The 18,722-nt window shown below is 72.7% G+C and carries 11 protein-coding genes; 9 read left to right on the top strand and 2 right to left on the bottom strand.

The window, feature by feature from the left end; translation table 11 throughout:
• Nucleotides 1–12 precede the first annotated feature (12 nt).
• The 9 genes from ACFVVA_RS28220 (at nt 13) to ACFVVA_RS28180 (ending at nt 13,482) form a co-directional block, all read left to right on the top strand.
• Complete coding sequence (locus tag ACFVVA_RS28220) at nt 13–1,242, top strand: aminotransferase class I/II-fold pyridoxal phosphate-dependent enzyme (protein WP_387693643.1); 1,230 nt, start codon at nt 13–15, stop codon at nt 1,240–1,242.
• A gap of 294 nt (nt 1,243–1,536) precedes the next feature.
• Nucleotides 1,537–4,107: a lantibiotic dehydratase gene (locus ACFVVA_RS28215; RefSeq protein ID WP_387693626.1), complete on the top strand. Its 2,571-nt coding sequence runs from the start codon at nt 1,537–1,539 to the stop codon at nt 4,105–4,107.
• 49 nt (nt 4,108–4,156) lie between these two features.
• Entirely contained in the window at nt 4,157–5,551 is a 1,395-nt protein-coding gene (locus tag ACFVVA_RS28210; protein WP_387693625.1) for a B12-binding domain-containing radical SAM protein, read from the top strand.
• Between the two features lies 1 nt (nt 5,552).
• A complete protein-coding gene (locus tag ACFVVA_RS28205) occupies nt 5,553–6,647 on the top strand; it encodes an arginase family protein (RefSeq protein ID WP_387693623.1) in 1,095 nt (364 codons plus the stop codon).
• Entirely contained in the window at nt 6,644–7,696 is a 1,053-nt protein-coding gene (locus tag ACFVVA_RS28200; protein WP_387693622.1) for a hypothetical protein, read from the top strand. The genes ACFVVA_RS28205 and ACFVVA_RS28200 overlap by 4 nt, the downstream gene beginning before the upstream one ends.
• A 48-nt stretch (nt 7,697–7,744) precedes the next feature.
• Nucleotides 7,745–8,680, top strand: coding sequence for a PHP domain-containing protein (locus tag ACFVVA_RS28195; RefSeq protein ID WP_387693621.1), 936 nt, complete (start codon nt 7,745–7,747; stop codon nt 8,678–8,680).
• Nucleotides 8,681–8,684: 4 nt separating this feature from the next.
• Nucleotides 8,685–11,318: a lantibiotic dehydratase gene (locus tag ACFVVA_RS28190; protein ID WP_387693620.1), complete on the top strand. Its 2,634-nt coding sequence runs from the start codon at nt 8,685–8,687 to the stop codon at nt 11,316–11,318.
• A complete protein-coding gene (locus ACFVVA_RS28185) occupies nt 11,315–12,583 on the top strand; it encodes an MFS transporter (protein ID WP_387693619.1) in 1,269 nt (422 codons plus the stop codon). The genes ACFVVA_RS28190 and ACFVVA_RS28185 overlap by 4 nt, the downstream gene beginning before the upstream one ends.
• Nucleotides 12,580–13,482 carry a phosphotransferase family protein gene (locus ACFVVA_RS28180; protein ID WP_387693618.1) on the top strand — a complete coding sequence of 301 codons (903 nt, stop codon included), beginning with the start codon at nt 12,580–12,582 and terminating at the stop codon, nt 13,480–13,482. The genes ACFVVA_RS28185 and ACFVVA_RS28180 overlap by 4 nt, the downstream gene beginning before the upstream one ends.
• Nucleotides 13,483–13,704: 222 nt before the next feature.
• On the opposite strand, the gene ACFVVA_RS28175 is transcribed toward ACFVVA_RS28180, so the two are convergent.
• Nucleotides 13,705–14,190: a hypothetical protein gene (locus ACFVVA_RS28175; protein WP_387693617.1), complete on the bottom strand. Its 486-nt coding sequence runs from the start codon at nt 14,188–14,190 to the stop codon at nt 13,705–13,707.
• Nucleotides 14,191–14,202: 12 nt separating this feature from the next.
• Nucleotides 14,203–18,276 carry a polymorphic toxin-type HINT domain-containing protein gene (locus ACFVVA_RS28170; RefSeq protein ID WP_387693616.1) on the bottom strand — a complete coding sequence of 1,358 codons (4,074 nt, stop codon included), beginning with the start codon at nt 18,274–18,276 and terminating at the stop codon, nt 14,203–14,205.
• Nucleotides 18,277–18,722: the final 446 nt, after the last annotated feature.

Genomic DNA, 18,722 nt, shown 5'->3' with positions numbered 1-18,722 from the left:
GCCGACCCGGCGATGACCTCGATGAACCTGCTCAACGAGATCTCCATCCGCTACCCGGAGGCGGTCTCCTTCGCGGCCGGGCGCCCGGCCGAGCAGTTCTTCGAGCTGGACGCCGTCCACCGCCACCTGGACCGCTACCTCGACCACCTGCGCACCGAGCGCGGGCTGAGCGAGGAGGCGGCCCGCCGCCAGGTGCTCCAGTACGGGCGGACCAAGGGGATCATCCACGACCTGATCGCCACCCACCTCGCGACGGACGAGGGCATCGAGGTGCCCGCCGAGTCGATCGTGGTGACGGTGGGCTGCCAGGAGGCGATGTTCCTGGTGCTGCGGGCGCTGCGCCGCGGCCCCGAGGACGTGGTGCTGGCCGTCTCCCCCACCTACGTGGGCCTGACCGGCGCGGCGCTGCTCGCCGACCTGCCGGTGCGGGCGGTGGCCGACGGCCCGGACGGCGTGGACCTCGCCGACCTGCGCCGGCGGCTGGCCGCCGCCCGCGCCGAGGGCCTGCGCCCGCGGGCGCTGTACCTGGTGCCGGACGTGGCCAACCCGAGCGGGGCCAGCCTGCCGCTGGAGCTGCGCCGGGAGCTGCTGGCGCTGGCCGCCGAGGAGGACTTCCTGCTGCTGGAGGACAACCCGTACTGCGTCTTCGCCGGTGACGAGCGGCTGCCCTCGCTCAAGGCGCTGGACACCGAGCGGCGGGTGGTCCACCTCGGCTCCTTCGCCAAGACGGCCCTGCCCGGCGCCCGGGTCGGCTACGTGGTGGCGGACCAGCTGGTGGCGGACGGGCGGGGAGGCACCGAGCTGTTCGCCGACCTGCTCGGCATGATCAAGAGCATGACCACGGTGAACACCTCGCCGATCGCCCAGGCCGTGATCGGCGGCGCGCTGCTGGAGCACGGCCACAGCCTGCGGGCCGCCAACACCGAGGTGGCCGCGCTCTACCGGCGCAACCTCTCGCTGGTGCTGGAGGGCCTGGCCGAGCGCTTCCCGCCCGGCAGCGGGGTGACCTGGAACGAGCCGCGCGGCGGGTTCTTCCTGGTGCTCACGGTGCCGTGCGTGGTCGACGACGCGCTGCTGGAACGCTCGGCCTCGGAGCACGGGGTGATCTGGACCCCGATGTCGCACTTCTATCCGGGCGCGGGCGGGGAGCACCAGCTGCGGCTCTCCGTCAGCCAGGTCGACCCGGCCACCCTGGACCGGGGACTGGACGGGCTGGCCGCGCTGCTCGCCGCGCAGTCCTGACCCACCCGGAGGGGCGCCCCGCCCGGGGCGCCCCTCCGGCGCGTCCGGACCCGGGCCCGAGGGCGCGCGTAACGACCGTCCCGATGTCTGATCCATCGTCAACTTCCGGACGAATGAGCCCCACCGAGGCCATCCCAATGGCCCGACCCTGCTGCACGACCTCGGAGTTTCGGCTGTCGACCGGTCAGTTCCGGCCGGAACCCGACGGGTTGACCACATCGTTATTGAAAGACCTCTCGACGCCTGGGTATGGTCACGAACTGTCGTGATCAAGTCAGCCATGAGGGGACGATCATGGACGAACCGAGGCAGCGCCCGGACACCGTGCGATCCGCACAGGGCGGCGGCCGGGGGTGGTCGCTCGCCCCGGTCGCGATGCTGCGCCACGCGGGCTACCCGCTCTCGCTGCTGGACCGCGTCGTCGACCGACCGACCGCCCGGGCCGCCGACACCGTCCTCGCCCTGCGGGACAAAGCCGTCGAACTGGGGCGGGAGTTGAAGGCCGCCCTGCGCGCGGAACAGGCCGGCACCCGGGGCGACCTCGCCTCCGGCGTCGGCATGCTCCGCCCCTTCCCGCCCGCCGACCTCGCCCGGCTCGAAGCCGAACTCGGCCCCGCCGCCCTGGACTCGGCCAAGCGCTACCAGGACGCGGTGCAGGCCCTGGACGGCCACTGGAAGGCCTTCGAACAGCAGCATGGCGCCGCCCTCGCCCGGGCCCGCCGGACCGTCGTGGACCTGTTCCGCGAGCCCTCCCTCCAGCAGGTCCTGCTGCTGTCCAACGACGCCCGCTTCGAGGAGTTCACCGCCTGGATCGCCGCCGGCGGCACCGGGTCGGACGGACACGTCAAGCGGATGACCGACCTGCTCGCCATGTACCTCCAGCGGGTCACCACCAAGAACGAGACCCACTCGCACTTCGGCCCCCTCGCCGTCGCCCGGGCGGCCCCCGAGGGCACCGCCGCCACCGGCATCACCTGGTCCACCGGCCCGCTGCGCCGGATCGCCCTGCTCAGCCACTGGGCGGGCGAGGCGATGGCCGAGGTCTTCAGCGCCCGGCCGGAGGCCTTCGAGACGGTGCGCCCCCGCCGGCGCCCGCTCGCCTTCGCCGAGGGCCCCCTGGTCCGGCTGTACGCGTTCGAGTCCACCACCGGCATGCCGGACGGCTGGCGCTTCGTCGCCGTGAAGTCCGACACCTTCGACACCCACCGCTCCTGGCTCTGGGAGCACTGCGACGGGGAGCGCACGGTCGCGCGGCTGCGCGCCGCCTGGGCCGAACGCCCGGACCGCCCGGCCGACCTCGACTTCGACCACGTGCTCGCCGAACTCGTCGACCAGGACTGGCTGATCGGACGCTGGGAGATCCCGATCGGGTCCACCGACGTGCTGCGCTCGCTCGCCGGTCACCTCGCCGACGACTCCCCCGACCTCGCCGTGGTGCGCCGCTTCGAGGACGGGCTGCGCCGCTTCGCCGAGGGCCCGACGGCGCGGCGCGCGGCCCTGCTCGGCGAGCTCAAGGAGGCCTTCGAGGAGGTCACCGGATCGGCGGCCAACCGCTCCGAGGGCCGGCACTACGCCGACCGGAGCATCCTCTACGAGGAGGCGTACAGCCCGGTCGAGGACGTCGTCCTCGGCCCGGACGTCACCGGGCTGATCGGCCGCGAGCTGTCCGCGGTCTACGACCTGACCCTGCTCGTCCCCCGGCTGCGGATCCGCCGCGAACTGGAGGTCCTGCGGCACTGGACGGCACGGCGCTTCGGCCTCGGCACGCCCGTACCGCTGCCGGACTTCTACGCCGCCTTCTTCGCCGACAAGCCGCGCCTCGCCGCGCGGTGCGAGGAGGTGGACCGGGAGATCGAGGCGCTCGACCGCGAGGTCGTCGCCCTGCTGCTGGACGGCGCCGAGGACGGCCGGCCCGAGAGCGTCGTCGACCGGGCCCGGCTGGAGGAGCTCCTCGCCCGCCACCCGGACACCCCGCCCGCGCTGTGCAACCCGGACGTGATGCTCGCCGCGCCGGACGCCGCCGCGATCGCCCGCGGCGACTTCCTCGCCGTGGTCGGCGACTGCCACGCCGTGCGCGAGGCGCTCACCCACTCCAGCTTCGCCCCGATGCTCCAGGCCGAGGCGCCGGAACTGCTGGACGAGATCCACACCCGGTACCGGGAACTGCTCGACGAGGACGAGGTGCTGGTCGACCTCTCCCGCTCGCACCCCGACAAGACCGGCGCCCAACTCACCTACCCCTGCCCGGACCTGGAGGTGTACGGGCTCTCCCCGAAGGCCCGCGGCGACGTCCTGCGGCCCGACCGGCTGTACCTGGTGGCCACCGCCGACCGGATGGAGCTGCGCGCCCACGGCCTGGCGGGCCGGCTGAAGCTGCTCGCCCCGCTGGCCGGCGGCCCCAGCATCCGCCAGGACCCGCTCTCCCCGTTCGCCTTCCCCCGGCACTTCGGCGGGGTCGGCATCCGCGACCGGGACCGCGACCACGTGCCCCGCATCCGCTGCGGCCGGATCGTGCTGCACCGGGAGCGCTGGCGCATCCCCGCCGAGGCGCTGCGCGGCTGGAGCCCCGGCGTCCACCGGTCCAAGGGCGACGCCCCCGGGTTCGCCGCCGCCCGCAGGCTCCGCCGCGACCTCGGCCTGCCGCGCCACGGCTTCCTGAAGATCCCCGGCGAGCCGAAACCGGTCTACGTCGACTGGGAGTCCCCCCTCATCGTCCGGCAGGTCCTCCGGCTCGCCCGGAGGACGGCCGTCCCCCTGGAGTTCAGCGAAATGCTCCCCGCCCCGGAGCACCTCTGGCTCGACATCGACGGAGAACGTCACACCAGCGAGCTGCGTTGTGCGGTCTTCTCGCGCCGGTCCCACTGAGTGCTCCACGTCGAGGACCCCACGCCCTCACCGACCGAAGGCACCGCTCATGACCAAGAGCTGCATCGTCCAGTTGCCCTTCCCCTCCAGCCACGACCCCGACCCGAACCTGTCGCGCTACTACGACGACTACGACCGGCGCTTCCGGGCCCTGCTGCCCGAGTACTTCATCCCGACCGACGGCCTGTGGGAGATGCCGCTGTGGGTCGCCCACCTGACCGCCCTGCTGAACACCGCGGGGCTCGACTCCGTCTTCCGCGACCTGTCCAGGACCCCGGCCGAGCCGGAGGACTGCGCCGAACCGCTGCTGGACGCGACCGCCCCCGGTGACCTGGTCCTGATGTCCCCGCTCGCCCAGAACCTCCGCCTCGCCCTGGAGGTGGCCAAGCGGCTGGAGCACGCCGGCCGGCGCGTCGTCCTCGGCGGGAACATGGCCCCGCTCGCCCCGGACGGCGCCGTGCACGCCGTGCACCGCGGCCAGCTCGACGCCGGCTTCGTGCGCCGCCTCGTCGAACTCGCCTCCGGCTCCGGCGGCAGCCTGGAGAAGCCCCTGCTGCCCGGCCTGGTCTCCGACCGGATCACCTGGGCGCCGGACTACCGCCACCTCGGCGGCTACCACGGCCGGGTCCCGCTGCTGCGGCTCAACGCCAGCCACGGCTGCCTGTACCAGTGCTCGTTCTGCGGCGACGCCTGGAGCAAGCAGCTCACCCTGGTCGCCAAGGACGCGCTCGCCCAGGAGGTGGACGAGCTGACCACCCGGTTCCCCGACACCCGGCTCTTCTACATCGGCGACAAGACCTTCGGCCAGTCCCGCGAGGCCGTCGGCAACCTGCTGGATGTCTTCCGCGACCGCCCCGGCTACCGCTTCATCGTGCAGACCCACGTGATGCAGGTGAAGGAGTGGATCGTCGAGGCCATGCTCGAACTCGGCGTCGTCGCCGTGGAGCTCGGCTTCGAGTCGGCCGACTCGCAGATGCTGAAGCGGCTCAACAAGCTCTCCCGCGGCCTGGACGACTACACTTCGAAGATCCGTCAACTCAGCGATGCCGGGCTGAAGATCGTCCTCAACATGATGGGCGGCCTCGACGAGGAGACGGAGGCCGCGCACGGCCAGACCGTCGCCTGGATGCGGGAGAACGAATCGGCGCTGTGGCTCTTCAACCTGTACAACTTCGTGCCGTACCCGCTCACCCCGGACTTCCCCAGGCTGCGCGAGCGCATCTTCAACTGGGACTTCGCCGACTGGCGGGAGGACGCCCCGGTCGTCTACCGGCCCCGGCACCTGTCCCCCGAGGCCAGCTGGGACCTGTTCCAGGAGAAGATCGCCGCCGCGCACGACGTCATCCGAACCCCGCTGCCCGCCGCCGCGCCCACCCCGCCCGCCGCGCCCACCGCACCCACGGCGCCCGGCGTGCCCGCCGCGTCCGCCGTGCAGGAGGACTGACATGACCGAGCTCCCCGACTTCGAAGCGCTCCGGAACAGCGTCAAGCCCGAGGACTTCGAGCAGGACCCGCTGCCGGGCTGGGCCGGCGTCGGCACCCTGTTCGGCGCCCCCACCACCACCGCCGACCAGGTGGACGTCGGCGAGACGGGCTGGGTGGCGTCCGGTGTGCCCTACGACGCCACCGCCAGCTCCCGCCCGGGCGCCGCGGAAGGGCCGCGGGCGATCCGCCAGGCCAGCCTGGTCTTCTCCAGCTACCTCACCAGCCTCGGCCAGTGGCGGATGCTGGACACCCGCACCGGGCAGACCTTCCGCTACCACGCGCCCAGCGTCGCGGACGCCGGAGACCTGCACATCTACCCGACCGACACGGTGAAGACCTTCCAGGCCGTCGCCGCCGAGAGCCGCCGCCTGAGCTGCAACGCCCCGCGCCTGATCTTCCTCAACGGCGACCACTCCTGCACCTTCCCCACCTTCGCCGGCTTCCGCGCCGGACGGCTCGACCGCGGCGCCGGCCGGGTGGGGTTCATCAACATCGACCACCACTTCGACTTCGGCAACTGGAGCACCCTGCACGGTCCGCTGTACCACGGCTCCAACTCCCGCCGGATCAGCGAGATCCCGGGGATGCGCCCGGAGGACATCGCCTTCGTCGGCGTCGGGGACGTCACCAAGTACGACCAGTTCCGCGGCCTGCTCGACAGCGGCTTCCACGTCGTACCCGGCTCCTCCATCACCCGGGACGGCGCCGCCGCGGCCCTGCGCCCGGTGATCGAGGACCTCGGCTCGCGCTGCGACACCGTCTACGTCTCCCTCGACATCGACGTGCTCGACAGTGCCGCGGCGACCGGCACCGGGCACGTCACCATGGGCGGCATCGGCATCGGCGACCTCCTCGACGTCTACGAGGAGCTGCGGGCGCTGCCCGTCGGCGCCGTCGACATCGCCGAGATCGCGCCCCGCTACGACCCGTCCGGCGGCACCGCGCAGATCGCCGCCCGACTGCTCTTCGAGTTCCTGTTCCGCACCGACGTGGCCCCGGCCGAACTCGCGCCCTGGGCCCCCGGCACCCCCTCCGCACCCCAGGAGCACCGGTGAGATTCACCTCCCACGAAGCGCGGTTCGACTGCACCCCGCTGCTCTCCGACGCCCCCGCCGAGCGCGAGCGGGCGCTGGACGCCCTCGCCGCCGAGGCCGTCGAGGTCATCCACCGGACCGGCTGGGCGGTCTTCCGGATCGGCCGGCTGCGGCTCGGGGTCGAGGACAGCCGGCGGCTGTCCACCTCCATCGTCGAACGCGTCCGCACCACGCTGATCGCCCGCGGCGCCCCCGCGCGGATGCGGCTGGAGGTCGACCGGGCGCAGCAGACCCACGTGCCCGAGGGCTTCACCACCCGGACCCTGCTGCCCCACCACGACGGCCAGCACTGCTCGTACCTGACGCCCAGTCTCCAGGACGACCCCGGCTGGGACCCGGCCCGGCGCACCTACGGCGACTCCGGGTACACCACCACCCCCGCGCACAAGATGTACCAGGGCATCTTCCTGCCCGAGGTCGGCGAGGGGCTGAGCGTCACCACGTACTACGACTGGCTCGGCGTGATCGACGACGTGCTGGAGCGGCGCGGCATCGACCGGGGGCCGGACCCCGCGGCCACCGCGGCGCGCTGGCTCGGCGGCAACCTGGCCCGCGGCCTGGAGCGCCAGCCGGAGCACGGCTGCGCCTACCCCTCGCTGGGCGCCATGCTCGGACTGGAGGAGCCGCTCTGGCACGGCCTGTCCTTCCACCACGGCGAGGCCGTGCTGACCAAGGAGGAACGTCGGCGCTTCCCCGCCGCCGTGCCGCTGGCCCACGGCTGTCCGTGCGGCGAGTGCCGGGGCGAGGCGGCCCGGCTCTTCTGCCACCAGGTGCTCATGGCCACCGGCCTGACCTGGGCGCGGTTCCGCCGCCGCTGGGAGGTGCTCGCCCCGGGCGAGCACTGCGACCTGCTGCTCGGCCACAACCTGACCATGCTGCACGGCGGCCTGGCCGGCGGCGCGGGGCGGATCATCGAACCGCTCTGCCTCGTCGTGGACGACCCGTCCGGCCCCGAGTACGAGCGCTGGCTGGCCGCCTCCTGGCGGCGCACCCTGCCCGGAGCCCGCTGATGCGGGGGGCCTGCTGATGCCGATCCAGCCGATGCGGGGGGCCTGCTGATGCGGGGCGCGCCCGCCACCCTGGCCACCCCGGTCGACCTGCACCTGCACACCCGGCACTCGGACGGCGACGAGGCGCCGGCCGAACTGGCCCGGCGGTGCGTCGAGGCCGGCCTGCGGGTGGCCGCCGTGACGGACCACAACACCCTCGCGGGCGTCGCCGCCTTCGAGCGGGCCGCGGGCGGGCGCCTCACCGTGGTACCGGCCTGCGAGATCACCACCAGCTGGCGCGGCGAGGAGACCCACTGCCTGGCCTACTTCGTCGACCCCGGCGACGAACCGTTCCGGCAGCGGATCGGGCGCGTCCACGACGCCGAACTGGCCTGGTGGCGCACCTGGACCGACCGGGCGCAGGCCCTCGGGGTGCCGCTCGCCCGGGCCGACGTCGAGCGGCGCCTCGGCGGCGACCGGGTCGCCTACGTCAACGACTACCTGGCCCTGCTGCTGGAGGCCGCCGAGGGCGACCCCCGGTTCGCCCCGTACCGCGAGGGCGACGACCGCTTCGCCCGCCTCGTCGCCGACTGGTGCCGGCCCGGCCGGCCGCTGCACGTCGAACACCCGGTCAACCCCGACCTGGTGGAGGTGCTGTCCTGGATCGAGCAGGCGGGCGGGGTCGCCGTCCTCGCCCACCCCGGCCCGCTCACCGCCGGCCTGGACACCCCGCAGTGCGCGGCGCTGCTGGAGCCGCTGCGCGCGGCCGGCCTGGCCGGGCTGGAGGTGTGGACCAGCTGGCACACCCCGGCCGACAGCGCCCGGCTCGCCGCGGCGGCCGGGCGGCTCGGCCTGGTCGCCACCGCCGGGTCCGACTACCACGGGGTGCGGGTCAAGCCCTGGGCGCCGAGCCCCGGCCTGCTGCCCGCGCTCCCCGCCGACCCGCTCGCCGTCCTGGACGCCCTGCACGACCGGCGTCCGCCCGTCCACTCGATTCCCAGGTGAGGCTGTGACCACCGTCAACGACCCCCGGACCAGCACCGCCGAGCCCGGTGCGCGCGTCGCCTGGCAGCTCGCGCCGGTCGTCGTGCTCCGCCAGGCCGGCTTCCCGATGGAGCTGCTCGCGCCCCTGGCGGACCCGGCCGCCGCCGAGGAGGCCCGCGAACTCGTCGCCCACGGGCAGCGGTTGAAGGCGCTGGCCGAGGAGTTCAAGGCCGCCCTGCGCCGGCACCCGGTGCCCGGCGCCGCCCGGCTCTCCTCCCCGGCCGGCTTCCTGCTGCCCGTCCCCGAGCCCGCGCTCGCCGCCGCGGCCGCCGCCGTACCCGCCGAGGCGGCCGCAACCCTGCGCGGCTACCAGGACGCCGCCCGGCACTTCGCCGAGGAGCAGACCCGCTTCGCCGCCCGGCACCAGGACCGCCTCGACCGGGCCGGGGCCGCCGTGGTCGAGGCCTTCGGCGACGAACGCCTGCGGCAGGTCCTGCTGCTCTCCAACGACTCCGCCTACCCCACCTTCGCCGCCTGGCTCGACGGCCACGACGGCACGACCGGCCGGCGCACCCGCAAGATGACCGACCTGCTCACCATGTACCTCCAACGGGTCACCACCAAGAACGAGACCCACTCGCACTTCGGCCCCTTCACCCCCGGCCGCCTCGGCACCGCCCCCGGCATCACCTGGACCGGCGAGCGGGAGCTGGAACGGCACGCGCTGTTCAGCCACTGGGCCGCCGAGAAGCTCGCCCAGAGCGCCGCCGCCGTCCCCGGCCTGCTCGACCACGCCCGGCCCCGGCGCCGCCCGCTGTCCTTCCTGCGCGACGGCCGGATCGACCTGTACGCCTTCACCACCCGCGACGGCCTGGACACCGACTGGGACTTCCAGCACCTCGGCGGGCGGCCGGTGGAACCGTACGAGGCCTGGCTGTGGCAGCACTGCGACGGCGAACGCACTCTGCGCGAACTGCGGCAGGCCTGGCAGGACGAGCTGCCCGGCCCCGGCCCCTTCGACACGGCACTCGCCGAACTCGCCGACCGCGAATGGGTGGTCGTCGAGTTCGAGATCCCGATCGGCGACCACCGGCCGCTGGCCGCCCTGCGCGAGCAACTGCTCGCCGCCCCCGCCGGACCGGCCGCCCCGCTGCTCGCCGCGATCGACGGCTTCGAGGCGGACCTGACCCGCTTCGCCAGGCTGCCGCTGCCCGAGCGCGCGGCCGCGCTCGCCGCCGGCAAGGCCCGGTTCGAGCAGCTGACCGGCGGCCCCGCCAACCGCAACAGCGGCCTGCACTACGCCGACCGCAGCATCCTGTTCGAGGAGGCCCGCGGCCGTCCCGCCGACCTGACCGTCGGCCCGGACCTCGCCCGCTTCATCACCGACGAGCTGTCCATCGTGTACGAGACCGTGCTGGCCGGCCCGCGCCTGCGGATGCGGCGCGAACTGGTCATCCTCACCCGGTGGGTGGCCGAGCGCTTCGGCCCCGGGGTGGAGATCCCGCTGGACGTGCTCTACGCCGAGTTCTTCCGCGACCGGGACGCCATCGCCCGCGAGTGCCTAGCCGTCGAGGCCGAACTCGCCGAACTGGACCGGGCGATCGGCGCCGCCCTGCTCGGCGGGGCCGCGACCGACCCGGACCGCTCCGAGGTCGTGGTGGACCGGGACCGGATGGCGGCCGTCCTCGCCGGCCGGCCCAGCAGCCCGCCGGCCGTCTGCGACCCGGACGTCCTGTTCGCCGCCGCCAGCCGGGAGGACCTGGCCGAGGGCCGGTTCACCGCCGTCATCGGCGACTGCCACGCGGTGCGGGAGGTCATCACCCACACCAGCTTCGGCCCGCTGATCCAGGAGCACACCCCCGAACTGCTCTCCGAGGTGTACCGCGGCTACCAGTCCCTGCTCGCGGACGACGAGGTCCTCGCCAACCTGTCCCGCGGCCACCCCGACAAGTCCTCCACCCAACTCGTCTACCCCTGCCACGACCTGGAGGTCTACGGCCGCTCCGCACAGACCCGCGACCGGGTCCTGCAGCCCTCCCAGCTGTACCTGGTGCTGCGCGGCGACCGGCTGGAACTGCGCGCCCGCGGCGTCGAGGGCCGGCTGCGGCTGATGGCGCCCCCGGCCGGCGGCCCGAGCATCCGGCAGGACCCGCTCTCCCCGTTCGCCTTCCCCCGCCACTTCGGCGGCGCCGGACTGAACGCCCCCCACCTCGCGCACATCCCGCGCATCCGCTGCGGCCGCGTCGTCCTGCAGCGCGAGACCTGGCGCATCCCCGCCGAGCGGCTGCGCGACACCACCGCCCTCGGCCGGCCGACCGGCCGGGACGACGCCGCCCGGTTCGTCGCCGCCTGCCGGCTGCGCGCCGAACACCGGCTGCCCCGGCACGTCTTCGTCAAGGTCCCCGGCGAACCGAAGCCGGTCTACGTCGACTGGGAGTCCCCCCTGCTGGTACGGCAGTTGGGCCGGCTGGCCGCCAGGGCCGAAGGCACCCTGGAGATCTCCGAGATGCTGCCCGCCCCCGACCAGCGCTGGCTGGAGGTGGACGGCCAGCGGTACACCAGCGAACTGCGCTGCGCCGTCTTCTCGGCGGGGGACGGCGCCGGCGCCTGGGACAGCGCGCCCGCCGGGCCGGAATCCCTCCCGGAGCCGCGCGGGTGAGCACCGACACCGCAGTCCGTCCCTCCTCCGGCTACCACCGGGTCATCGGCGCCGCGGCCTCCTCCGCGATCGGCGACGGCATGCGCTTCGCCGCGCTGCCGCTGCTGTCCACCGCGGTGCTGCACGACGCCTTCCAGGTGTCCGCCGTCACCGCCGCGACCACGCTGCCCTGGCTGCTGTTCGCCCTGCCCGCCGGGGCCTACGCCGACCGCTTCGAACGCCGCCTGCTGATGGTCCTCGCCGACCTGCTGCGCGCGGCGGTGCTGGTCCTCGCCGTCGTGCTGCTCGCCGCCGACCGGCTGACCTTCTGGCCCCTGCTCACCGCCGCCTTCCTGCTGGGCGTCGGCGAGGTGCTGTTCGACTGCGCGTCCTTCGCCCTGCTGCCGAGCGTCGTCCCCGAGGAACGCCTGGAGTCGGCGAACGGCCGGCTCTTCGCCGTCCAGACGATCGGCCGCGACCTGCTCGGACAGGTCGTCGGCGGCGTGCTGTTCACCGTGGGCCGGGCCGTTCCGCTGCTGATCGACGCGGTCTCCTTCCTGGTCTCCGCGGTGCTGCTGCGCGGCATCCGCGGACCCGCCCCTGGCCCCGCAGCCGACCCCGAATCCGGATCGCCTGCGGAGAAGTCCCGCCCCCGCCTGCTGGCGGACATCCGCGAGGGCGTCGCCTTCGTCCTGCGCGATCCGCTGCTGCGCGCCCTGACCGTCTCCGCCGGCGTCATCAACGCCGTCTACCTGGGCCAGATCGCCGTCTTCGTCATCCTGGTGCACGACGTGCTGGGCCTTCCGGACTCCGCGTACGGGGCGCTGCTGGCCGCCGGGGCGGTCGGCGGCGTGATCGGCAGCACGGTCGCGAGCCGGCTCTCCACGGCGATCGGCCGGGTCCCCGCGCTGGTCGGCGGCCTGGCAACGATGGGCCTCGCCGGCCTGGCGGTGGGGGCGACCGACCGGGTGTGGGTGGTGTCCGCCGCCTACTGCGCCACCGGCTTCGCCCTGATGGTCTGGAACGTCGTCGCCGTCTCGCTGCGCCAGACGATCATCCCGGACCGGATGCTCGGCCGGGCCACCGGCGTCTACCGGCTGTTCGCCTGGGGCACGATGCCCCTCGGCGCGCTGGTCTTCGGCCGGGTGAGCGCCTCCGCCGGGCCGCGCGCCGCCTTCGCCCTCGGCGGCGTGGTCACCCTGCTGACCTGCCTGCCGATCGCCTACGCCCTGCTGAAGGACAGCAGGGCGACCGACCGTCGCAAGACTCCCGAGGATGCGCAATGAGTGAGCGTTTCGCCGTACTGGACCGACTGGCCGAACAGTGGGGCCTGAGCGGCCTCGAACTCGTCGGCAAGGGACTGGAGTTCACCGTCTTCCGGGCCCTGGACCGGGACGGCGCGCCGGTCGCCGTACGACTCGCGCACCGGAGGTTCGACTCCAACGCCAACGATCCGTACGTGGACACCCGCGCCCTGCTCGTCCAGGAGCACGCCATCGCCCGGCACCTCGCCGAACACGGCCTGCCCGTCGCCCGGGCCCGGGAACTGGTCCTCGCCGACGACCCGAACTCCCCCGACGTGCTGCTCTCCGACTACGTCGACGACGACGGCTCCCCGCTCGACTCCCACGCCCTCGGGCAACTCCTCGCCCAACTGCACCAGGTGACGCCACCGAGGCTGCACCCCGTAGCCGCCGAGGGCGGCAGCACGCTCGACGTCCTCACCACCCGGATAGGCCGCCGCTGGGCCGAACTCGCCCGCCGCACCGACGACCTGCCCGAGCCCCCGGCCGCCGACCTCCTGGCCCGCCACCTCTCCTCCCTCACCGGGACCAGCCTGCTCCACCTCGACATCCGCAGCTCCAACATCCGCCGCCACCGGGGCCGCACCACCGCCCTCCTCGACTGGTCCAACGCCCTGCTCGGCACCCCCGCCCTGGAGTTCGGCCGCCTCGCCGAGTACGCCCGCTACCCGGAGAACGACCTCGACCTGGCCGCCCTGCGCGCCGGCTACGCCACCGTCGCCCCCGTCCCCGACGAGGACGACCCCTGCCTCCTCGCCTGCCGCCTGGACGCCGCCCTGATGCTCGCCCTGGTCTTCCTCTCCGAAGCCCCCGACCCCACCCGCGGCCCCACCGCCGCCACCCACGCCCGCGACCTGGCGCTGCGCCTCACCCACCCGTAACCGCCCGGGCCCTGACGCACTTGAAACGACGCAGTCTTACCACCGTGACTCACCTCAGCTCCTCAGATGTCGCCCTCACGTCACCGCGCCGTCGCAGACGTCCTCATGGGCCCTCCTGCCAAAACGCGGGTAGCCCCACCGAAGTTCTTCGGTGGGGCTACCCGCGGAAATCTCAGAAAACCCTTCCAGCCCCGCCGCGCCCGCAATAACGAGCGCGGCGGGCTACAGGAAGGCCGAGATCTCCACCAGAGCACCGTCATCCGAGACTGCGACTGCGATGTTTTCGCAACGCAAATACCGGACAGGCTCTCGATCGGAAAACACCAGACCGATCCGCTCTTCCGACTGAATAAATCCCAGCCCCTCAACCGAGGAAGCAATGGGACCGTCAAGCGTCACGCCGTCCGGATTCTCTTTCCAACCCCAAATGGATCGATCAAGAATCGGGGTTAGATTGTGATCCCCTCCATCAAGGGGGATCCTATTTCCCACTTCGACCCGCGGAGGGGCATCGATGACGACCAATTGGCCGAGCGCTCCGGAAACCGGGTCGATCTTCATCTCGACCTCGCCGCCGTTGATCCCAGAAACCCTGAGATACAAAGGCCGCCCCTGAATCCTAGGTTCCCAGGCAACCTTCATAGCGATCCAAGGATCGATCTCGAGATACGCACCTTCGCAGCCTGCTGCGCCAAGTACAGATATCACACAACTTACCAATCACTCCGTGTAAAGGGCATGAATCAGAGCGGGAAGTTGCCCAGGGTTGCGCGGTGCACTGAATTTCAGCTCCCAACCCCCCACAACCATCAGGGTCTCGTAGGGGAGTCCTCCCTTCCCCGCCTCACGCACCGCAGACTGCAGGCTCGCAAGCTGAGCCTGCGCAGCCATATCTATCTGAGCCTTTGTTGCACCACGCCCGGCCATCCCGGAGAGGTACTCCGCAATGTGCTCTGTTGCATTTCCATGCACCCACACCTGAACGTCACCCGCGGAGAACTCAAACGACCGGGGAAGCTGACTTCCGACATAATTTGGCTGAGTGGCCTTTATTTGATCCCAGACCGTTCCCGTTCCGCATCCACTGGAATTGTGGACCAGGACCGGGGTCGAGCCAGCCAGTACATAGTACGTGTGGAGGTCGTCGACGGTGAGGTTGTAGGCGGGCTGGAGGGTGTTCCAGTGCCGGACGCCGGCGATGCGCTGGGGCTGTCCGGTCGAGTTGCGCAGTTCGTCGCCCGCCTGGAGGTCAGCGGCGTCGACCCACTGCTGCCGACTCTCGGACCAGAAGGGGTGGTGATCCGTGCTGGTCACGGACTGCCCGGCACCCAGGGAGATGTCCGTGAAATCACGGTCATCCGGCGTGTAGATAGTGGCCGAGACCTTGCGGGGGCCGGTCACTCCGGTGGTGGGGTCGGTGGCGAGGACCTCGTCGCCGATCCGCACGGTCTCGATCACTCGAGTAGAGCCATCGAACATCAGAACGCGGGTGCCGGCCGGGAAGCTGTTCAGACCCGGGCACGACGAGGGGAGACGCCCGACGAGCTTCTTGATGAACTCGACGGCCTTCTCGCCCCAGGAGCCGAACTTCTTGGCCCACTGGGCGAACTTGGCCACCGCGGCGCCATCACCGATGAAGGGGATCGCGCCGATGCAAGAGGTGACTGCGTCGGTAGTGCGGCCCTCGACGGCGTAGTAGGCGCAGTTGACGAGGTCGGCGATGTCGGCGAGCCCGGGGGCAAAGACCCCGCCGGCGCCACCGATGATGTCGAGCGTGAAGTGGATGCTCTCAGAAATAATGTGGTAGAAGGCGTTGGCGTTGTCGTTGTCCGCCTTCTGCTTCTTGATCTCCTCCTCCATAGCCGCGATCGCATCCTGCTTCGCCTTCGCGGCTTGCTCCTCCAGCTCCTTCTGAGCTGCCACGCGATCTGCCTCGACCTGGGCGATCCGGGCCTTCTCCTCGGCCTCGTACTTGGCCTGGTAGTTCGCATGGGCATCGTCGGAGGCGGCCTGCGCGGCCGTCGCGTCCTTACCAGCCGCCTCTGCGGAAGCGCGGGCTTCGGCTGCGGAGTTGTTTGCGTCGCTTGCGGCCCACCGCGCCTCCCGTGCCGACCGCTCGGCCCGGTTGGCGGAGTAAACAGCGCTGGCGGCATCCCGGTTGGCGGAGGCCTTGGCTGCGCCGGCGGTCTTCGCGGCTGCCGCAGCCTTGGTGGCGTCGGCCTGGGCGGCGTCGGCGGCGGCCTGGGCCTTGGCGACGTGCTCGGCAGCGGTGTTGGCCGAAGCCTGAGCCGCGACCTCGTAGCCCTTGGCCTCGGTGGCGGCGTCGCGGGCGATGGCAGCAGCGGCCTGGGCCGTGGCCGCGTTCTTCTGGGCGGTCGCGGCGGCGGCAGTGGCTTCGGCGATCAGGCCCTTGACGTCCGCGACGTGGACAGCGGTGAGCCGGTCCTTCTGCTGGGCGGTGTACTGGCCTTCGGCCACGAAGGCGCGCAGGTCCTGAACGGGGCCTTCGAGGGCGATCTTCGCCGCGGCCTTGAGCTCGGGCTCGGTGGTCTGCGCGTCCTCAAGACGGGTGGCGGTGAGGCGATCGTCCGCGGCCTGGGCGTCCGACAGTCCCTTGCCGAGGAAGTCCCGTAGCGCGGCGGGGGTGTTGACCCGCAACGCGGCGTCGACGGCGGCCTTGACGGCCGGGCCGGCGTTGTCGCTGATGCGGGTGATCGTCAGCCGGTTGTCCGGCGCCGCAGCCTCGTCCTGACCGCTGGCCAGGAAGGCGCTGACCTGCGCGCCGCCGCCCTGAAGCGCCGTGTAGGCAGCGTCGCGGACCGCACCGTTTTCCGTGTTCGTGTAGACCGAGGTGGCGCGGGCGCGGGCGTCCTGCTCCCCAGCCTGCTGTCGGCCGGCCTTGAGGTAGGAGAAGACGGCCGCGTCCGAGCCCGTGAGAGCAGCTTCGGCTGCCGAGGCTCCCCACTCCCCGGAGATCTTGCGGGAGATCAGGGCGAGCTTGCGGCCGTCGGTGGCGACCTGGGCCGGGGTGGCGCCGGGCTGGTTGGCCAGCTGGGCAAGGCGCTCGGCCTCAGCCTTCGCCTTCTGGACCTCCTGGGCGGCCTGGTCGGTCTGCGCCTGCTTGTCGGCCTGGTCGGCCTTGGCCTTGCGGGCCTTCTCCACGGCCGCCGCGGTGCGGTTGGTCAGGTCCTCGGCCTCGGTGCGGCGGGCCAGGTCCTGGATCTCGTTGGCCTTGTCGACCGCGGTCTGGGCGTCCGCGGCGAAGCCGGAGGCGGCGTTCGCGTGGTCGGTGGACTCCTGCGCGGCGTTGCTGCTCTGACCGGCGTGGTCGGCGGCGGCACGGGCGGCCTGCGCCGCCGCGGCGGCGTGCTCGCCCGCGGACTTCAGGAGCGCCTTGGCGGCCTCGGCCTGCGTGGATGCCTCCCCGGCCAGCTGCTGCGAGGCGGCGGCGGCACGGCCGGCCTCGGCGGCCGCGCGGCGCGTCGCCGCCGCAGCCTGCTTGGCCTTCGCCGACTGGCCGCCGGCGCTGTCCGCGTAGGCACCGGCCTGCTCGGCCGAACCCGCCGCGGAATCCGCGTTGCCCTTGGCACTGAGCGCGGCACCCGCCGCGTCCTTGCTGCTCTTGGCGGCCTCGTTCGCCTTGACGAGCGTGGCGTTCGCGTCCGCGGCGATCTTGGACGCGGCGTCGGCGGCGTCCGCCGCCACCCGTGCCTCGTGCGCCTTGGTCGCGTCACCGGCCGCCGCGGCAGCCGCCGTCCGCGCGTTCGCCGCGGCGCGCTGGGCCCCTGCCGCCGCGGCGGCCGCGTTCGACGCCGCGTAGGCGGCCGCGCGTGCACCCGCGTTGGCCGCGCGGGCGGCCGCCATCGCCGTCTTCGCCGCGGCACCCGCGCGGTCGGCCGCACTGGCGGCGTCGTTCGCGGCGGCGGTGGCCTTGGCCGCGTCGTTGCCGGCCTGCTGGGTCTCGGACGCGGCCCGCGCGGCGGCCTCCATGGCCTTCTGCGCCTCGTGGACCGCCGTGTCCTTGGCCTCGATCGCCGCGGCCGTCTCCTGGGCCGCCTGGGCGCTCGCGTCCTTGGCCTGCTGCGCCAGCTGCGCGATGCTCGCGCGCTCCTGGTCACGGCTCTGCGCGATGTACCGGCCGACGGCGAGGAAGTCGCGCACGTCCTGGATCGTGCCGTTCAGCGCGAGACGCGCCGCGGCCTGGACGTTGGGGCCACCGGAGCTCAGGATCTGGACCAGCTTGACCCGGTCGTCGGCGTCCTTCGCCGGGAACTGGCCCTCGGTCAGGAACCGCTGCAGGTCGTCACTGGTGTTGCTGCGCAGTGCGGCGTCGCCCGCGGCCTGAAGATTCCGTCCGGCGCCCATCGCGGGGTCGGTGATCCGGGTGATCCACAGCCGCCGGTCCGCGTCGAGCGCCGCCTGCCAGCCGCTCTCCAGGAAGGCTCGTCGGTCCGCGGCCGTCCCCTCGATCGCCTTGTCGGCGGCCTCGCGAACCTTCGGCCCGCCCACGCTGGAGATCTGCGTGGCGGCGAGCAGGTCATCCGCACTCTGCGCCCCGGCGAGTTCGTTCTCAACGAACCGCTTCACGTCCTGGTCGGAGCCCGCGAGCGCGGCCTCCGCGAGTGCGTGGAGCCGGGGGCCGCCGTTGAGCCACGCCCGCACCGCACGCTCGCGATCGCTCGGCTGAACCTGCCCGGCGACCGGCCCGGTGGCGGCAGCGGCGCTCGGACCCGCCGCCCCCACCAGCCCCGCCGTGAGCGCGAGCGGCAACAGCCCCAGGGTGAGCCTGCCCAACAGCGGCGGCCCTCCCCTCCCTCGCCGTCGTGAGCGGGATATCGATTGGCGCACGGGAAACCTCCACTGTCGACGTCGGCCGTATCCCGGCCGGGGCGGAGCCACGATAAATGACGTCACATCAGAGCGTCCACGAATTCTGGGAGTTGCCGGGCAAAGCGAGCGCAATGAAACACCCGACGGCGAGCATAGCCAAGCAAATACAACCGCATCGCCAACAAGCACCCAATGACCTCGAAAGCGTGACATCTTGCCTGGCCAGTCCCCGAAAGCGGTTGTCCGGGCACCGGCCCGTCTGGTTCGATGGACCGGATTCCGCCTGCGGCTCCGACATCTGTGGCGCAGTCAATTCGTGTCATTCGCACCGACAATGACGTCGCGCCATGCTCGGTTGGTTCGCCCACCATTCAGGCCGGTCACCCGATTCCGCGGATCTGCCCATCAGG

It is taken from the genome of Kitasatospora sp. NPDC058048, from assembly GCF_042885555.1.
Lineage (GTDB): Bacteria > Actinomycetota > Actinomycetes > Streptomycetales > Streptomycetaceae > Kitasatospora > Kitasatospora lactacystinica.
The sequence above is the reverse complement of the archived record's forward strand: the minus strand, read 5'-3'. Positions and strand labels throughout refer to the sequence as shown.